Annotated in this window: 29 protein-coding genes; 27 read left to right on the top strand and 2 right to left on the bottom strand. The window is 57.4% G+C overall.

Annotation, left to right across the window (positions count from 1 at the left end; all coding sequences use genetic code 11):
* Nucleotides 1-4: 4 nt before the first annotated feature.
* Both V6657_RS30015 and V6657_RS30010 read right to left on the bottom strand, forming a co-directional pair.
* Entirely contained in the window at nucleotides 5-394 is a 390-nt protein-coding gene (locus V6657_RS30015; RefSeq protein WP_024979467.1) for a hypothetical protein, read from the bottom strand.
* A gap of 24 nt (nucleotides 395-418) precedes the next feature.
* Nucleotides 419-622, bottom strand: a complete 204-nt coding sequence (locus tag V6657_RS30010; RefSeq protein ID WP_024979468.1) for a hypothetical protein — start codon at nucleotides 620-622, stop codon at nucleotides 419-421.
* A 307-nt stretch (nucleotides 623-929) separates the two neighbouring features.
* Between V6657_RS30010 and V6657_RS30005 the strand changes: the two genes are divergently transcribed.
* From V6657_RS30005 to V6657_RS29875, 27 genes are all read left to right on the top strand, one after another.
* Nucleotides 930-1,280, top strand: a complete 351-nt coding sequence (locus V6657_RS30005; protein ID WP_024979469.1) for a hypothetical protein — start codon at nucleotides 930-932, stop codon at nucleotides 1,278-1,280.
* A gap of 215 nt (nucleotides 1,281-1,495) precedes the next feature.
* Nucleotides 1,496-2,077, top strand: coding sequence for a hypothetical protein (locus tag V6657_RS30000; RefSeq protein WP_024979470.1), 582 nt, complete (start codon nucleotides 1,496-1,498; stop codon nucleotides 2,075-2,077).
* A gap of 249 nt (nucleotides 2,078-2,326) precedes the next feature.
* Complete coding sequence (locus tag V6657_RS29995; protein WP_024979471.1) at nucleotides 2,327-3,610, top strand: hypothetical protein; 1,284 nt, start codon at nucleotides 2,327-2,329, stop codon at nucleotides 3,608-3,610.
* 1,017 nt (nucleotides 3,611-4,627) lie between these two features.
* Nucleotides 4,628-4,933, top strand: coding sequence for a hypothetical protein (locus tag V6657_RS29990; RefSeq protein WP_024979474.1), 306 nt, complete (start codon nucleotides 4,628-4,630; stop codon nucleotides 4,931-4,933).
* Between the two features lie 34 nt (nucleotides 4,934-4,967).
* The gene (locus V6657_RS29985) at nucleotides 4,968-5,099 is read left to right on the top strand and encodes a hypothetical protein (RefSeq protein ID WP_257784480.1); all 132 of its coding nucleotides are present in this window, start codon (nucleotides 4,968-4,970) and stop codon (nucleotides 5,097-5,099) included.
* A 399-nt stretch (nucleotides 5,100-5,498) separates the two neighbouring features.
* Nucleotides 5,499-5,942, top strand: coding sequence for a hypothetical protein (locus tag V6657_RS29980; RefSeq protein WP_024979475.1), 444 nt, complete (start codon nucleotides 5,499-5,501; stop codon nucleotides 5,940-5,942).
* Between the two features lie 15 nt (nucleotides 5,943-5,957).
* Nucleotides 5,958-6,317 (top strand): hypothetical protein, encoded by a 360-nt coding sequence (locus V6657_RS29975; protein WP_024979476.1) that lies wholly within the window; start codon nucleotides 5,958-5,960, stop codon nucleotides 6,315-6,317.
* Between the two features lie 12 nt (nucleotides 6,318-6,329).
* Nucleotides 6,330-6,623: a hypothetical protein gene (locus tag V6657_RS29970; protein ID WP_024979477.1), complete on the top strand. Its 294-nt coding sequence runs from the start codon at nucleotides 6,330-6,332 to the stop codon at nucleotides 6,621-6,623.
* Nucleotides 6,624-6,654: 31 nt separating this feature from the next.
* On the top strand, nucleotides 6,655-6,849 hold the full coding sequence (locus V6657_RS29965; RefSeq protein ID WP_048935418.1) for a hypothetical protein: 195 nt from the start codon (nucleotides 6,655-6,657) through the stop codon (nucleotides 6,847-6,849).
* A 114-nt stretch (nucleotides 6,850-6,963) separates the two neighbouring features.
* Nucleotides 6,964-7,341 carry a hypothetical protein gene (locus V6657_RS29960; protein ID WP_024979478.1) on the top strand — a complete coding sequence of 126 codons (378 nt, stop codon included), beginning with the start codon at nucleotides 6,964-6,966 and terminating at the stop codon, nucleotides 7,339-7,341.
* A gap of 131 nt (nucleotides 7,342-7,472) precedes the next feature.
* Nucleotides 7,473-7,634, top strand: a complete 162-nt coding sequence (locus V6657_RS29955) for a hypothetical protein (protein ID WP_156669041.1) — start codon at nucleotides 7,473-7,475, stop codon at nucleotides 7,632-7,634.
* A 25-nt stretch (nucleotides 7,635-7,659) separates the two neighbouring features.
* Nucleotides 7,660-7,845, top strand: a complete 186-nt coding sequence (locus tag V6657_RS29950) for a hypothetical protein (protein ID WP_152543762.1) — start codon at nucleotides 7,660-7,662, stop codon at nucleotides 7,843-7,845.
* 275 nt (nucleotides 7,846-8,120) lie between these two features.
* On the top strand, nucleotides 8,121-8,585 hold the full coding sequence (locus V6657_RS29945; RefSeq protein ID WP_064809138.1) for a hypothetical protein: 465 nt from the start codon (nucleotides 8,121-8,123) through the stop codon (nucleotides 8,583-8,585).
* Nucleotides 8,586-8,593: 8 nt separating this feature from the next.
* Nucleotides 8,594-8,854 (top strand): hypothetical protein, encoded by a 261-nt coding sequence (locus tag V6657_RS29940; RefSeq protein WP_024979482.1) that lies wholly within the window; start codon nucleotides 8,594-8,596, stop codon nucleotides 8,852-8,854.
* A 403-nt stretch (nucleotides 8,855-9,257) separates the two neighbouring features.
* Nucleotides 9,258-9,812 carry a hypothetical protein gene (locus V6657_RS29935; RefSeq protein WP_024979484.1) on the top strand — a complete coding sequence of 185 codons (555 nt, stop codon included), beginning with the start codon at nucleotides 9,258-9,260 and terminating at the stop codon, nucleotides 9,810-9,812.
* Nucleotides 9,813-10,043: 231 nt separating this feature from the next.
* A complete protein-coding gene (locus V6657_RS29930; RefSeq protein WP_152543763.1) occupies nucleotides 10,044-10,304 on the top strand; it encodes a hypothetical protein in 261 nt (86 codons plus the stop codon).
* Nucleotides 10,305-10,383: 79 nt separating this feature from the next.
* Nucleotides 10,384-10,599, top strand: a complete 216-nt coding sequence (locus tag V6657_RS29925) for a hypothetical protein (RefSeq protein ID WP_024979487.1) — start codon at nucleotides 10,384-10,386, stop codon at nucleotides 10,597-10,599.
* 217 nt (nucleotides 10,600-10,816) lie between these two features.
* Complete coding sequence (locus V6657_RS29920) at nucleotides 10,817-11,047, top strand: hypothetical protein (RefSeq protein ID WP_024979488.1); 231 nt, start codon at nucleotides 10,817-10,819, stop codon at nucleotides 11,045-11,047.
* Between the two features lie 402 nt (nucleotides 11,048-11,449).
* The gene (locus V6657_RS29915; protein ID WP_156669040.1) at nucleotides 11,450-11,611 is read left to right on the top strand and encodes a hypothetical protein; all 162 of its coding nucleotides are present in this window, start codon (nucleotides 11,450-11,452) and stop codon (nucleotides 11,609-11,611) included.
* Nucleotides 11,612-12,076: 465 nt separating this feature from the next.
* Nucleotides 12,077-12,499: a hypothetical protein gene (locus tag V6657_RS29910; protein WP_152543764.1), complete on the top strand. Its 423-nt coding sequence runs from the start codon at nucleotides 12,077-12,079 to the stop codon at nucleotides 12,497-12,499.
* Between the two features lie 476 nt (nucleotides 12,500-12,975).
* Complete coding sequence (locus V6657_RS29905) at nucleotides 12,976-13,299, top strand: hypothetical protein (RefSeq protein WP_152543765.1); 324 nt, start codon at nucleotides 12,976-12,978, stop codon at nucleotides 13,297-13,299.
* 7 nt (nucleotides 13,300-13,306) lie between these two features.
* Nucleotides 13,307-13,681 (top strand): hypothetical protein, encoded by a 375-nt coding sequence (locus V6657_RS29900; RefSeq protein WP_024979492.1) that lies wholly within the window; start codon nucleotides 13,307-13,309, stop codon nucleotides 13,679-13,681.
* Nucleotides 13,682-13,738: 57 nt separating this feature from the next.
* Entirely contained in the window at nucleotides 13,739-14,140 is a 402-nt protein-coding gene (locus V6657_RS29895; protein ID WP_024979493.1) for a hypothetical protein, read from the top strand.
* A gap of 16 nt (nucleotides 14,141-14,156) precedes the next feature.
* The gene (locus V6657_RS29890) at nucleotides 14,157-14,498 is read left to right on the top strand and encodes a hypothetical protein (RefSeq protein ID WP_231973514.1); all 342 of its coding nucleotides are present in this window, start codon (nucleotides 14,157-14,159) and stop codon (nucleotides 14,496-14,498) included.
* A gap of 56 nt (nucleotides 14,499-14,554) precedes the next feature.
* Nucleotides 14,555-14,905, top strand: a complete 351-nt coding sequence (locus tag V6657_RS29885; RefSeq protein ID WP_024979495.1) for a hypothetical protein — start codon at nucleotides 14,555-14,557, stop codon at nucleotides 14,903-14,905.
* Nucleotides 14,906-15,007: 102 nt separating this feature from the next.
* Complete coding sequence (locus V6657_RS29880) at nucleotides 15,008-15,421, top strand: hypothetical protein (protein WP_024979496.1); 414 nt, start codon at nucleotides 15,008-15,010, stop codon at nucleotides 15,419-15,421.
* 8 nt (nucleotides 15,422-15,429) lie between these two features.
* Nucleotides 15,430-15,645, top strand: coding sequence for a hypothetical protein (locus tag V6657_RS29875; protein ID WP_024979497.1), 216 nt, complete (start codon nucleotides 15,430-15,432; stop codon nucleotides 15,643-15,645).
* The last annotated feature ends 11 nt before the right edge of the window (nucleotides 15,646-15,656 follow it).

Raw genomic sequence — 15,656 nt, 5'->3', positions numbered from 1 at the left:
GGCATCAGTGATCCGTGTAGATGACGTGGCCGACGACCTGGCCGTTGGCCAGCAGGGCCGACGAAGCATAGTGAAACGGGCACTCTTCATCCGTATTCATGGGCCTCTGTGCGCCCACTGACACTGCATGCAACTGACCATCCTGATCGCAGTAGAAAAAGTCCGGGAGCGGCCCGTCAAAGCAGTCCTGCAGGTCGAATGCCCGGCTGATCGCAGCTTCTGTGGTTGGCCACAGCTTCTTCTTACCGTCGTCGAGCACGCGCACCTCGAAAAATCGAGAGGCATACAAGGCGTTCATTTCGGCCTGCTGGTCGCGAATGAGCTGGCACGCAGCACTGTAGGCCTCATTGATGCCCTTCGTTTCGAGAATGCGGTCAATAGTGGGGTTTGCCATGTTCGTCTTCTGGCTCTCACTTCGTTATTCGAGATTGGACAAAGCGTCTTCGGGGTCGGTGTCGGTCAACATGACCTGTGCGGCGCAGGCCCCTTGCCATGCCTCCGCTTCGTGCGGATGGGTCGCACGATCGAATCGGTAGCCCTCGGGTGCCGTGTACCCGCGGATCTCGTAGAGCTTTCGCGCAAGGGCATTGGTTTGGTCAATCACTTCCTGTTCGGTACGCATTCTTCACTCTCAAGATGGTTTGCGCGGGCATTGCGCCGTGGCGCCGATCACAGATCAAACGATACCGAACAATGTTCGGCGTTCAAGCCTGCCCAAGAACGGTTTGAAGGTGGAGAAACAAACAGATTCCTGTTGGGAATTGTCGTGCTATCCTTCCAACGAATTCCAACGGTAGCTGGGCCGAATGCCAGCCTGCCGCTGCCAACCGGCTGCGGTTCTATTCACCGCCAGGTGGATCTCTTCAACCCATGCGGGGCTAGTGACCCCATGGGGCGCCTGCTTCGCTGATTCCTTTTCGGAGCAGGAAATGTCGATCAATAAGCTTCACCCGCATGATGTCCAGGTAACTGGAGGCCTTCTGTCGCTGGTGCTGGTGATTCGCAACGCTGCAGTGCTGTACCAGTCCGAAGCGGTCATGGCTCACCTCCTCGAGCTGCCGCTGCCCAAACCAAGCGATTACTTGATGCGTTGTAAGGACTTGTTCTACAAGACCTATGCAGAGCAAGTGACGAAGGTCGGGCTCTCTCTGGATGACGCTACTTTCCAGGCAATCGTTCTCGGACGGCTGCCGGCAGAGGTGGTGGATGCGAAGTTCGGTGATTTGGAAGCGAACTGGGTGTTCAATCCAATCCGCCGCGAGACGTGGCGCAAGCTCTAATGCAAGCCGCACCGTGCCCACAATCGACATTTGTCGGCTGTGGGCATCGTGTCACCTTCGATTCAACAGAGGATCTGCCGAGAATGAGCAGGCTCTTTCCAGAAATTCCTGGAAAGAAATTGTGACGGTCTGAGCAGTAGCATCAACGCCTTGGGGCACGAGTTGCCCTGATGGGGTTTGCTCGTGCTCCTTTCAGGAGGGGTACGGAAATGAACATGAAATCGGACACGGCAGAGTTTGACACCGAGATCGTCGGGTTGAACAAGCGGCAGTTGACGGCGCGGGTGCTGACGATGGAGCAGGAACAAGCCAAGCGTGAGCAGCTGCTTGGAGATCCTGCCAGGCTGGCCGAGTACGCGGTAGACAAGGGTCTGCCAGTCAGCGAAATGCGAGAGTTGCTCCAGGCTAACCACCGGAACAACGCTCCGCGCCTCGCGCGGTACAAGGAAGTTCTTGCAATCAAGCCCGATGCTCGGCGTGTGCAATTCGGTTGGACGGAATTGCCGCCCGATGCAGTGTTTCCACCCAGTGTCGGTGACCAGCATCAATCACCTGGCGTGGCCAACCGAAATCAGAGTGCAGACACGTCGCATTTAGTGGCACTCCATGAGCGCTTATTGCGTGAGCGCGCCCGGCTCGCAACAGCCGGATCCGAAGAGGAAAGGGCTGTGCGGCAGGTATGGGTCGCTCAGGCTGAGCGCGAGCTCGAGGGCGAACTGAAGTTCCTCGGCATGGATGGCGGTACTGAGGTTGCCGAAATCAGTGACGATGATGTGCTGGCTGAGCTTGGGAAGTAACCCGCCGGGCCAGGTTTCAGCGGCCAACCTCCAGAGACGTCGACATAGGTAACCAGGTTTACCGACGAATCGCGGAGGTCGTCCGTTTTGCAGGGAGCTCGCCGGCGCAGTAGCCGCCGGATTGAAGCCAACCAACGCGGCCTCTGAGCCGCGGTTCTGTTCACCACCTGGTGGACGTCTTTAACCCATGCGGGGCTTGTGACCCCGTGGGGGCACCTGCTTCGCAATTTTCTTTGTAGGAGCAGGAATATGCTGAACATCAAGCCCGAGTCGAGTACCCAAGTCGTAATCGAGCCTTCCGGCCTCAACGTCAATCGCGTGCTCGAGGAGGGCACGCCGGAAGTCTCGCAAAAGCCGACGAACGACTCTTCCTTTCCAGACCGTGTGCGATTTAACTGGGGATTCCACGATGGAACTGCCGAGGCAGAGCGGGCAAAGGTACGTGAAATGGATCAACATCCTGATCGTGTCTATGCCGCGGGCTATGTCCGTGGCGTACTGGCCTGGAAGAATCTGGGATACCGACCTGAAACAAGCGATGAAGCGTGGTCAACATTCCAGGGACATCGTGCCGGGCGGGCAGATGGAGAAAATCCGGAAAACGAAATCCCAGGCCCCGGAGAGTGCCAGACCTATCTGTACGATGACGGGACCGATTCGGGCTTCATCATTCGAAATGAAGGGAATGGCCTCTTCAAAGCGGAAGAGTGGCGCAACGGTGATATTGCTGACATCACGTATGGACCATACGCGCAGATGAAAGCGTGGACCGACACAGAATCGTCTTCCCACAATGCCTGGCGTACAGCAAACGGCTATGGCTCATTGCCGCTGCGCACGCTCAGCGAGTTATACGGGCTTTGGGATGCCCTCCGCGACGTCCCCGTTACCGAGGATGGCCGCAATCTTGACGGGGCGTTCCTGCACTTCTCCAAGGGTGTCGAAACGGAGACTGTTTGGCGCTGGTTTGAGGCACAGAACCCGAAGTTCATCGTGGGCGACGTGCAGCGAGGCATCCGGCACACAGCTTCCAATCAGGAAAGCGCGACAGTTTCGCAGGTAGCACGAACGCCATGGGAGCGTGATGACGTCCAGTTCCCGCGGCTGCTGGCCGAGATCCTGGCGACCCAGAATTCGTTGGACAAGAAGGCCCTGGCGGACTCCATGGGACTGTCACTGGAGCAGGTAGCGACTCTGTTCGATCGTGCCGCAGCAACCTGGGAGGCTTTCCAAGCAAAATCTGCATTGGAAGCAAACGGAGCCTCGAGTACCCCGGGATTAACCGAGGTACGAAAAGCCGTGCTGCAGTACACGGTATTGCACGACGACGATATCGACCTCTCCACGATTTCGTTGGAGGAAATTGGCAAGGCCTGCCGAGAGGGCGGCTACATTGGGGGAGATCTCATCGTGGTATCGGATGAGCATCTGACCCAGTCCCAGTTGGATGTCGAAGCAGCAAGGCTCGGCGCAGATCCCACGTTCTTTTGCATCGAGGGTGACGACGACGCCCCCGCGCCACCTTCGTTCTGAAGGTAGTCTTCAACAAGCCATCACGCCCGCCGTGGGTCCCACTAGGGGCCCCGGCGGGTTTTTCTTTTGGGCTAACCGACCGAAAATCGTGCCGCTGCGCGATTCCAGAAAGACCTTCGGCTGAAGCGCGGAGGGCTGTAAGTGCAGGACGGACGCTCTTCCGCATCGTCAAGATGCACCAATCTCGTTTCTGAGTTGATACGGTCCACGCTGAAGTTCCATGGCGAACTGCCGTTAATGCTCTTTGGCCGCGAATTTCGGCGTTTGCAGGCCCTAGAATGTCGGCAATCTTCGAGCAAGATGTGGGATACCGAGGGTGGACCCGAGCAGAAGCGCTCCTGTTGCGCTCTCGGGCCAGAACTCAAAGGAAAAGAATCGTGATCCAAATGTGCGAGCGAGATTACAAGCGCCTTCTGGAAGGGCGGAATGCTTTGGGAGCCGCCCTGGCCGCACTGGTCAACGCGCCTGACGTGGCAACCTCAGAATTGGCCCCGCGTTCCGAAGTGCTGGAGCATGCCCGGGCTGTCCTTGCCGAGTATGGTGCACACCAAGCCTTCGTGCTGGAATCAACCTAACGGAAGAAGCCCATAGAAGGCACCAATTATCAGGACAACAGGATGAGTAAGCGATTCCCGCTCCAATCGGTGTTCGATCAGCGGCCCCAGATCAGGTCTGCGCCGAAATTTACACTTAGCGACACTGCCCACATGGACAAGGAATCAAAGCTGGTCCTACTCGCTGCAGTAATGTGCGCGGTGTTTATGGTGGCGTGCATCTACGTTGTGTACTTCCTAGGCTGGACCAAATCTATCGCTACTTTCGTGAGTCCCCTTGGGGTTGCAGTACCTTGCGTTCTGCAAATGTCGATCGTGTCCAGAATGGACGGGGAAACAGGGAGGGCGCGAGCTAGCTCGCTTGCGGGTGGGTTCGCTATCGGCTACGTAGGCGGCGTGATTCTTATGGCGATTTTCGCTCTGACGTGGGATTTCACGATCAGGTAATTGACTGGAAAATTTTGTGAAGCTCAAAGACCTCACTCGCCTTCGCTTCTTTGACGAAAGCCGCGACGTCGGTGACGGCCCAAACTGGGCGAAGTGGCTGTTCATTGTGGCTGCTGCAATATCCTACAGCAGCATAACTCTTGGCCTTATCGGTGTGGCATTTGGGAAGGATCCAAGACCCCTGCTCGCTTTGATGGTGGTGAGCCAAGCGGTAGTGGCAGGTGCGTCATTTCATCTAGGCATGCCGGGCAGGGCTTGGAATGGACTGGTATTAGCTGCCGCATTCGCCGGGGTCTTGTGCCTAATGACTCGTTTCGCATGACGTATCTACTGTAGACCTCGGAAAAGGAGGGGGGATGCCTGACATTCCATTTGACGTAGTTGTCATCGTAGCTGGAGCAGGGCTGCTGCTAATGCTGGTCGCCGCCTTCTTCCTGAAGACAGAGAAGCCAGCAGAAACGCATGTGAACCGGAACCGAGCAAAGTGAAGGGAAAACGCCTGGTCGCTGAAACGTAGGGGGTGGTCGACCTCATGCAGTGGCCAGGCTGGGGCGATGTGATGACTCGACGCATCAAGGAACGCGCAACGGCCTCGATGCCGTAACTCTGACCACGAAAAAAGATCGCGATGTTGGAAACGTGGATTCAATGGACATGTGACGGCTGTGGAGTCACAGAGATGCACTCGCAATCGGATGTGGCGAAGGGCCAGGTGCGAGCATCACTGAAGAGCGGCGGGTGGCGATCGCATGGGCGCCTTGACTATTGCCTTCGTTGTGTGAAGTCTGGCGCGGCGGGGCGTCGTGAGACCAACATGGGTTTGACGGCCGAATAGCAGGAAAGTTACCAAGCTGCGGGTCTGTAACGCGATCTGACCAGGAAAAAACATGCGACTGGTTCACGAAATCTCCGACCACACAAAACGATGGTGGGATTTGGTGTGGTTCCTGCCAGCGGCGGCGGAGCAGCCAGAGGGGCAGGATTGGGCGGAGCTGCGTAGCCATCCATGCGGAGGCATGTCTTGCAACTATCTGGATGGCTGGGTTCTGCCTGTTGCTGGAGCGCCAGCTTGTCAGGACATGCTCCGCGACATCGTAGATGAGGCCTGGTGCACGGACCAACTGGGTCTCGATTACGGAGTGAGCGACTCAGCGAAAGCAGAGTACGTGGGCTATTTGGCAGGGAAGGGCTTGGAGCCCGGCGAGTTGAGCATGCTTCAGCAAGGCGCCTACCCGCTGTCGGCCACCAATCGCGTGCTGGACACCCTCGGGATTGGGGAAAGTCCCGCTTCTGGGGCGCTGCTCATGGTCCTTGGTCCCAACTGCGACTAGATCGGGAAAAACGAAATGACGACTACCTCTACCTACTTCGGTTCGGTCCTTCTGGGGGCTGCAGCTGTGTACTTCGGTCTGTACGGGGCTAACCCAGTCTCGGTTTTGTTCATCGCCGTCTGCGTGATGTCAATGCTTCTGCCAGTCCTCATGGGAACCCGCCGCAAGGTGGCACTGGTGCGCATGGGTGGCGCAGTCGCGGGCGCACTGCTGATGGGACTTCTCGCTTGGCGGATCAGTACGCCCATCGGCCAAGCGGCGGTGGGAAGTCGTGCTAATGAAGAGAGCGTCAGCAAGCTTCTGCAAATGCAGGCAGAGAGCCGTATTGCCACGCTGAAGATCGAGGCGAAGCGAAATCAGGCTCAGTCGCACTGACCACGGAAAAGCATGACTGCCAGCAACGAGATTCCTCGAATCGAGGGTATCCCGTCGAAGGACGGGGCCTACTGGTACTACAAGCGCGGCGCGGTGTTGCCGAGCTTGGTGCAGGTTGGCACGCGCGATGGGGAGCGAGTCATCAAGGATGGCTCCTCAGTCCAACGGTATTGGTGGCCAGGTGAGTTCTTTGTTGGTCCGATCGAACCTCCCTTTGCGACCCCCGTGGACTTGGCGAACGCCTACAGAACGCATGGCGAAGAGCCACAATACTCTGACACGGTGAGCGGCAAGGCTGTTCGCTGATACACGCAGGAAATAAGAACCGGATACGACGATGGAAACGCTGACAGATAGCGAGCGCATCGCGCTTGTCGAGCTATGGAAAGCAGAGTTCCTGCATTGCATGGATACTCGTCGCCCTGTCTATCCAGGTGCCGTTGGTCGCGACGGTATGCGGCTTGTAAAGAAGGGCCTGGCGGAGCGGATTGGCCCAGTTACAAACGAGGCCGGCGCTCGCTATACCGCCTAGGCTTACCGAAGCAGGCAAAGCTCGTGCTGCGCAACATGTACCAGCCGCAATGCGGAACTCGACCTTCTCTGGAATTCGCCGTTGAGGCCTGAAGGCTGATAGGAAACGCACAAGATGACCTACCAATCTGTTACCACCTGGCAAGCCGAGGACTTCGAAGTCGAGGTGCGCTACGGCTTCTTCTCTACGGTCGAGGCTGCGGCCGAGATGGCACGCAATGGCATCGAAGGCATCTTCGTAGACGGCGGGGGCTTGTGGGCCGATCTGCGTGATCGGACGCGGGCGCCAGTCCGGGAAGGTTCCTTCACCGTCCGCCGCTTGCGCGAAGGTTCCCGCAGAGCAGCGAGTCATCGGGCACTGACCATCGAAGACTTCGATGTCGTTGCCATGAGCGCCGACGCAATGCGTAAGGAGCCCGCAATGCGGAGCTTTGGTTCGAAGTCCTATGGCGTGGTTGACGCGGCCGGCAAGCCGGTGATCCTTCCCAACTAATCCACGGGAAAAGCATGGCAGGCATTACGGGGTTCAGACTGAGGCAAACAAGCACCTCGCAGGCGGCGAGGGCTAAATCGCCGGCAAAGCGGCCAGCTGCCCTATACGATCAGCAAGCGCAGGATCGCGTCATGGCGAAGATCAACGCGATGGGTGAGACGTTTTATGCCATGTCGGAGAGTGAATACGACGACTGGCTCGATGCTCTTCCCCAGGATGAGTTCTTTGAGTTCATGTCAGTGATGATCGAGTCGGATGACAGACAACGACAGGCAAGTAGTCGAGCAGCGTAGCAACGGAAAAACTGAGGGAATGGCGATGTTCGCACCAACCACAGATCAGCGTGCGCAGGCACAAATCGACACACAGGCCCACTCTGGCAAGTTCATCCGAGACGACGGAAGTGCCGATCGATTCCGTACCAGCAGCCAAGCTCTCGCAGTCGTGTGGGCTGACCGCGCGATCGAGGCCGCACGGCGCAAGACGCCCGACCGTGTGGTCTGACAAGGAAAAATGCCCGTGAGCCGAAACGGTAAGAAGCCGCTCGATTGGGCCGGACTGCCTCGTCTCGATCCTCGTTACTACAACGAGGAAAGGGAGCTGATTGGTCATACCGTTGTCCCGATGGATCGTCCGTCGGATGGGGTGTTCTGGTGTCGAATTTGTGGAGGGCACCCGACCGATCCTATACATCAGCCCGGATATAAACCGTAACGGGAAAGGAAACAACATGGCCATCTGGTTAGCACTCGGACTTGTCGCACTCGTGGCTCTCACCATTGCCGTCGCTGCCCAACGCCGCGCGGCTGATGATCCCGCTGTGGACCGTGTCCGTTCAGCCGTTCAAGAAGTTTGGGAGTCGGTCCGTCACGTTGACGCGAATGGTGTCGAGCAACGACACAAAGATGGTGATCAATGAAAGGAAAAGTCAGATGAAAATTGCGCACCGATTCGCTCTGAGTATGGGCTGCGTACTGATCTACTCAATGATCGCCATTGGGCTCTTCTTTATCGTCCACCGTGCATGGAATGGCGTTTGCGGGAATCTCAGCCTCTCGCCCATGGCAGATAATCCGCCACTAGGTCTATGCGCTCTGTCCGGCCTCGCCTTACTGGCCTATTTGCCGCTGGCCGGTGCTGGAGTCGTCTACCTCGTCGCCTGGATCTATCGGCGCTTGAGAGGCGCTGACAAGGCCTCCGAACTTCCCAACGAGTTCATCAGCCCGGTGCCTCGCGCCCGCTAACTGGAAAAATGAAAGCGAAAGAACTGCGAGCGCTCATTGAGGGCATTGCCGACGATCAGGACATCGAGCTGTGCATCGAGACGGATGAGATGCAGTTGTGGAGCGGCCAAATTGAGTCCGCATCGCTTCAGGCCGGCGAGACCGGCAACCCGTGCGTTGTCGTGCAATGCGGCGATGACGAAGTGAACGCTGCTGATGCTGGTCCTCCGTATGGGAACGCCGAGAACGATCAAGTAGAAGTGGTGGTTCGCGCGCCTGACATTCATTAATGGGTAAACAGTAATGAGCGCATCAAGAGAAAACTTACTTCGCGTGCAGCAGCAACGAGACGCCGTTAGAGCCGCCTGCAAAGCAGGCGGCATTCAGAACGATGTGCGGCTTGCAGCTGCCGACGCTGCGTACAAGGAGGCGGAAAGGCAGTATCGCGAAATTCAACGCGGGAAGATTGTGGCCGGTGTGTGCTTTGCGGCGGCGTGCGGTGCGGTTGGGCTTGCCCTCGGCTTACCCGCTTGGGGCGTTGCAGCCATCTTCTTGGGTGGAGTCGGTGTGGTCAAACTCCTGACTATTTGAACAGGGAAGAAAGCATCTCTTGCAGAGCTTCGAGAACACGATTAGGAAAATCTGGCGCGAGATGCGCACCGCAGCGGCCGGAAGCCGACAGTGACCTCAACAATGAAGACTTTGCCTTTGACACTGGCTGTCGCGATGCTTGCGACAGGGATGAATGCCTACGCTGCAGGTGCTCTGACCGAACTCGAGCTGCTTAGTAGCGCCGCCAACGCCTACGCGGCTATTAATGCCACCGCCTTGTACGATGGCGCAGACGTGCGCGAGAGGGTGATGACGATTCCGCATGGATCGTCCTATGGACAATCGCTCCACCCGTCGACCGACGCGCTGAAAGCTATGGGATATCTGCCTCCTGGCGCGAGTGGTGGAGACGTCAGTCTGGAATTCACCCCGTCTGGATGCAACAAGGGGAAGGCGCACAAATGCTCCCTGATCGTGTACGCGACCGTTGCAGGCGCAACGAAGTCGAGATCTTGGCCGATCCGTTATGACGAGCAGGTACCCGTGAGGGTCCAGGCGATGCCTGTTTCCTGTGCTAGTGGCGGAGGCTCCGACATCGTCAGCGGTGGGAAAGTGGATTGCCGTCGTGGCGGCCAGATCAATTGGGAGTTGGTCGGCCGGAAGGCGACAAACGGCGAGACGCAAGTAGGCAAGTAGGCAAGTAGGACGAACAATAATCGTGATCCAAATGTGCGAGCGAGATTACAAGCGCCTTTTGGAAGGGCGGAATGCTTTGGGAGCCGCGCTGGCCGCGCTCGTCAACGCGCCTGACGTGGCAACCTCAGAATTGGCCCCACGTTCTGAAGTGCTGAAGCATGCCCGGGCTGTCCTTGCCGAGTATGGGGCCCACCAAGCCTTCGTGCTGGAATCAACCTAATGGAAACCAACATGAGCGATTCGAATGAATTCCGCGTGCAAATCAACGGGGGGCCCGAGCACGTCATCGCCGTTTTGACCGGCGAATATGGTCTTGCTGCTCTAGCGAGTCTGGCGATGGTTGAGCACGAACAACGTCGGGGGGCCGGCCAGGACTACGACGTCGTGAAAATTTGGATTCCTGAGCAGGTTAAGGGGGGGTACGGACCTTACTTCTACGCATGGGATGGCCACAGTTTCAGCTCATGCGTTCCTTCAGAACGCCAATGGTAAGACGCACAGGCAAAAACTTGCGCCAGTTTTTGAGATACTTGACCGTTCTCGGTGCGCAGTAGGGACCTCGGAAAAGGATATGAAGAGTGCAATGTTTCTGGTGAAGCATCGGCAATCGCCAAAGCTGGCGGCAATTGTTGAGTACAGCGAAGCCTCTGGACGGCGGGGAAAGGTTCTGGTCTCCGAGCCTATTGCCGACGATTTCACCAACGAGACGCTGATTGAGGTAGCGCGTCGCCTTGTCCCGCAAGTTAGCGGCTACCACGTGATCTTGCCGGTTGGCGTTGACCTATAACACCACGAAAGGATCATGGCGGGCATTGCGGGGTTTAGGCTGAGGCGAACAGGCACCTCTGAGAAGGCGAGGGACACCTCGACGCGAAGTAAGCCAGCGGCCCTATACGGTCTGCAAGCCCAGGATCGCGTCATGGCGAAGATCAATAGGATGGGTGAGTGACGGGCCTGAACGGCAGGCCGCCCAGGCACGCAGGATCGTGACCGGAGATTCGAAATTGGATATCGATAGCAACAACATTGACCTGACGACGATGGTTGAGGCTGCAGACCGTGAGTTGCTGGTGGCCGGCCTGCAATCGCTGTACCGCGAGCGCGTAGCTGCGCGAAATGCAGCCGTCTCGGTAGCGATCATGCGCGGGGGTGAGCAACCGGCAGATGAGATGTTTGGTATCGGCGAAGTTGCTGCGCTCCTGCGTCGCGTAGGGGCAGCGCCGGCCTCGTTCTGATCGGAAGAATCCAACTTCACAAGACGTTAGAGAACATCGTTAATGAAAAGAACGGTCGCAATCGTCGGTACAGCAAGCGTCTTCTACACCCTTGGCCTATTCACGCCAATCTGGATTGCGCGATACACACACAAGCAAGATATTCAGGGCATCGCCGACCACTGCAACAAACTCACTTCCGATAGCGGGAGAGTGGGAGATGCCAGCAAGACCTTCTTCCGAGAGTGTTTCAACCAGAATGTTGCCTCTTTAGTTGAGGCACGTGAGAAGTCGGCTGCGCGAGAAGCTGGTGATCTTGCAAGAAGACTGGACTAATTCTAGGGGTGGGTCGGAATAATTGGTGAGTTCGAAATGAAGAAGATAGGTCGATGGACTCAACGGGATGTGGTCTTTGCGTGCTTGATGCTGCTGCTGTTCATCAACGGCTTGGTTCTTCACGATGATTTTCTCTATGGCGGCGGAATCGGCTGCGTCGCCCTCGCGGTGATCTGGTACATGGGCCGTGGGCCGGGAGGCAACCCGCGCACAAGCGACAAGATTGAAAAAGGTTGGCCTTTCCAATAGCCAGGAATCATTAAGAAAAAGTCCATGCTGCGAACGATGTGAAACGTGTCCGTCGAGCCAGCCCGCCCATGAATCGCTTGAACCCTTGGTAGAGGAAGGTGTCGATGCGCATTGTTTGTAAATTGAGTGGTTGGGCGGCCGCAGTGGCGTGTGCAACTGCGTGCACGCATGCACCCAGGAGTGAGCCCGTTTATCTCACGATGACGGTCCAGTCGACTCAGTGCGTTCTGGAGGAGATCGGTAGCGGCTACAAGGCCAATATCGTGCGTTTCAAGGGTTCGCTACGCGAGATCGATCCCCAAGTGTTCCGATGCTCAGTAGAAGTACCAAAGGCGGAGTTCGAAGGAAAGTTGGGCGTCTGCACGATGCGCGGGTACACCCTTTCGTCCGGGAGCCTCTTCAAGGGAGATCGCACGACGCGACGCAGCTCATGCGACATGCGTCCATTGCGGAACTCGAACATGTATGTCGAAGCGACTGGCATCGACCAGGACTCTTGCGACTGGATTTGTACGCCAGCAGCGAGTCGATGATGGCCGGCGGCGAGGCCTCTTGGCCATGCTTGGCGCTGGCCGTACCGCCAACCTGACAGAAAAATCCATGGAACTTCTCGGAATCCTAGTCGTGGTGCTTTGGGCGCTGCCGATGTATGTCGCAATGGGTTTTGACAAAGACCCGGGCTCGACCTTCACAGGCGTATTCCTATCGAATTCAGCGATCGCTGCGGAGATATATGCCCTGTCGAGGCTGCTTTCCGTTCTCTCCGGGGACAGGCGATTCTGGGTGATCCTGTGCCTCCTGCTCCTGGTCGGAACGTACTACGGGGTTTGGTACGTCTTCTCTGAAAATTTCCGAAGATTGCTAGGCAGTTTGCTGCGTCGTCACTAGAGTCCGCGCCCCACACGTCAGATAGCAAGAGAGAGCAGGTACAGGGCGCTTGATGTCCGCGTTCGGCTGGCAGGCGAACGGCTCCATTTGGCCTGGCGGTTGTCGATTGCGCATCGCCAGCAGGCCGATCGACCCAACTTCTCTGTTGAGCCGTCATAGGGCTTGAAGAGCGCTGCTGTTGAACCGACCCAAAGTGATGCCGCTGCGCGAATCCTGAAGGGACTACGGCTGGGATTGCTGTATTTACCGAACGGAAGCGCTCCGGCCTCGGCAAGACCGTCACCCCCGGTCCTGAGCTGAACCAGTCAACGCTGAAGTTCCCTGGCGGACTGCCGATAATGCCTTTTGGCCGGGATGCCGGATTTGCAGGCCCTAGATTGCCGGGAATGTTTGAGCAAGATGTGGGATGTCGAGGCAAGCTCCGAACAGAAGCGCTCCCGATGCGCTCTTGGGCCGGATTTCAAAGGAAAATGCTCGTGAAGAAGATTCTCACACTAATCGCGTGCCTTGTGCCTCTGCTGGCCATTGCGCAACAGCAGACGTCAGCCTCTGGGACCTCGAAGCCCAAGATTGACAATGGCTCTGTGCCAGCATCAGTTGTGGACCGGGACGGCGCATACATCGAGTACAAGGCAGTGTTGTCAGACGGCAAGACGTCGATCGACCTGGGGCAGTATGTGCAAGCACAGGAATGTCTCCATCGCCTTGAGCTCGCCTCCACATCGCCTGAATTCTCCCGAGCGATCCAACAGCGGCCGATTCTTTACCTCCAATGCGTGGCTTTGCGCAAGAAGGACTGAGAACAATATGTCGAACAAGGCATTCATATCTGACTGGACGAAGGTCATCCATAGTCTGCCGATGGACAGCGCCGCGGAGCAGGTGCATGAATCGAAGATGCAGCAGGGAGGGCAGGGCACGCCCGAAGCTTTTGCGGTGGGTGACACTGTTACCTGGACCAGTCAATCAAGCGGATACACCCGAACCAAGAAGGGCGTGATCGAAGAGGTTGTGCCAACACAAGGCAAGCCAAACCGAGATCAGTTCCCGCAGTTGTACCGGAGTGCCGGCGTAGGGGCCCCACGCAATCACGTTTCGTACGTCGTTCGCGTCGCTGGCAAGACGGCGAAATCGGCCGGAACCGTGTACTGGCCACGTAGTGCCGGACTCAAGAAGATGTAAAAACTGGCGCTCGCGCGCCCCACACGTTGGCTGGTTGCCAACTCAAGAGGTTCCAGAATGCTGAGCATTGGCGTAGGTCCCGCCCTGATCCTAGCTTGCGTACTAGGTGCGACGGTCTTCGGGGTTCCTGTGGTCGTTCTTGCCCCGGTGGCTGCACTGGTTATGTGCTTGGCTGCGTACGGCGTCTCCCGTGATACGAACATATTCCACCTCGGTTTCGTAGTGGTAGGGATCGTTGTAGGAAAGATGCTGGTCAAGTTCATAAATTCTGCACTGGCGAGCCAAGGGGAGCGGTTTCTCGAATGGCCAGGGGTCCTGGCCAACGCCTTGACGTCAAATGGCGTGATTATTGCCGTGTCGGTCATTGCGTTTTTTGTTGCAATGCTCCTGGGCATCTTCGGACCGTTGAGGAAGCTTGGGAAAGGCGACGATGTTTCGAAGGACGGCGAAAGCCGCTAATCCCGAGGACTGCGCGATGAGCAAATCCAATCAGGCAGACGTTTCACACGCGCTGCGCATTGTCGGTGCAGAGGATTTCTCTGACGATGGGCAGTCCGGGGTTGTCACGGTTTCTGGGGACTTCGCATCAGCCATCATGGGTCAACTGGCCTCAGACCCTGAAGCGCGGCGACGCATGGGGCTCGATGATCAACCGGTGCGCATCAGTCGGATGGGCGGCCTGGAGATCTGCTGCAACGGCTTCTACATCGAAGGCCGTGGCGTGCGTGCAGTTGTGCACCGTGCGGCACGTTCTGTCATGAACTGCGCACGCCTTTCAACTGGCACGCTCAAGCCAGGGGATGCGTGCCCGCATTAAGGATAGACGTCAGACCGTTGTTATCGTCGATCAGCCATAAGCCAAAGCCATAAGCTATGAAGCACACAGTAAGTTCCGTAAAGCAGGTCAGCAGCGCCACCGACAATGCTACGAAGATTGTCGCTGAGTTCTGCCACGAGGTTCTGGAGGAGGCAAAGAAGCGGCAGCGCCGTCTTTCTTCCATAGCCGACCTTGAGGCGATTCTCGACTCCGAGCAGCTCGCGATTGCAGGCGATGCGAGGGCAGGTATTCGACATCTCGCCGCGAGCGTGCTCGATGTCAGTGAGCATCATCAGAAAGGCGCTATGGCCGGCCGGTTTGACGAAACGCTCTCGCAACTCGCGAAGATCCAAGACGAGGTCGAATCGACCTATCGTTGGCTCCACGCTTTGTATGCGCGGGATTAAGGTGAGCTAGTCGGCACGTCAAATAGCCGCGCACGTTCCGGCGAGCATTGTGTCGTCCGGTGAAGCAGAGCGCTCTCGAACGAACTAGTCCAAGAAAAGACGATGAAAAAATTGTTAGCGGTTGCGTTGATGATGGTGGTGGTGGTGGCTAAGGCCAACGTCAACGCCAACGCAGGGGATACGGGCCGGTATCGCGCCTTGCCGTCAGACAAAACCGTGGCTGGCTTGGTGACTAGGTTGGGCGCCCAAGATGGCCTGGTCGTCAAATGGGCCGCAGGCTATGACGTCGAGGTCGATAGTGCCGAGGCATTCACCAATGAGGCTAACCTCAGCTCTGCATCGTCGCTCGTCGAAGCGGTGCAGCGTATTGTCAAGCTGCTCGCGACGAAACCGGTGGCCGGTGAATTGGTGCCGAAGGAAACGCCGCTTGTGGCATGCGTGTACGCCGAAGGTAAGGGGTACATCGTCGTCCGTCCCGTTGGCGAGTCATGCGAGGGTCCGCGCCAGCGACCATAGGAGGTGTCATGCCGGTATACACCGAGAGCAACAACAGCATCTTCAAGCCTGAACTGCCCGCGGACCCTTTGGAGCTGGCGGACCTGCGTCGCCGAAACAATCCGAACGGAGAGCCGGTCGGGAATTTCACGGGGCGTTGTGCACATTGCGGCAGCAGCGATTTGTGGGACGACAATCTAGCGTACGGCTGTAATGCTTGCGGCGCGCTGCTCGGCGGCAACTGAGTGAACACTCG

Source organism: Ralstonia sp. RRA, from assembly GCF_037023145.1.
GTDB lineage: Bacteria > Pseudomonadota > Gammaproteobacteria > Burkholderiales > Burkholderiaceae > Ralstonia.
This window is presented reverse-complemented; position numbering and strand designations above follow the sequence as displayed.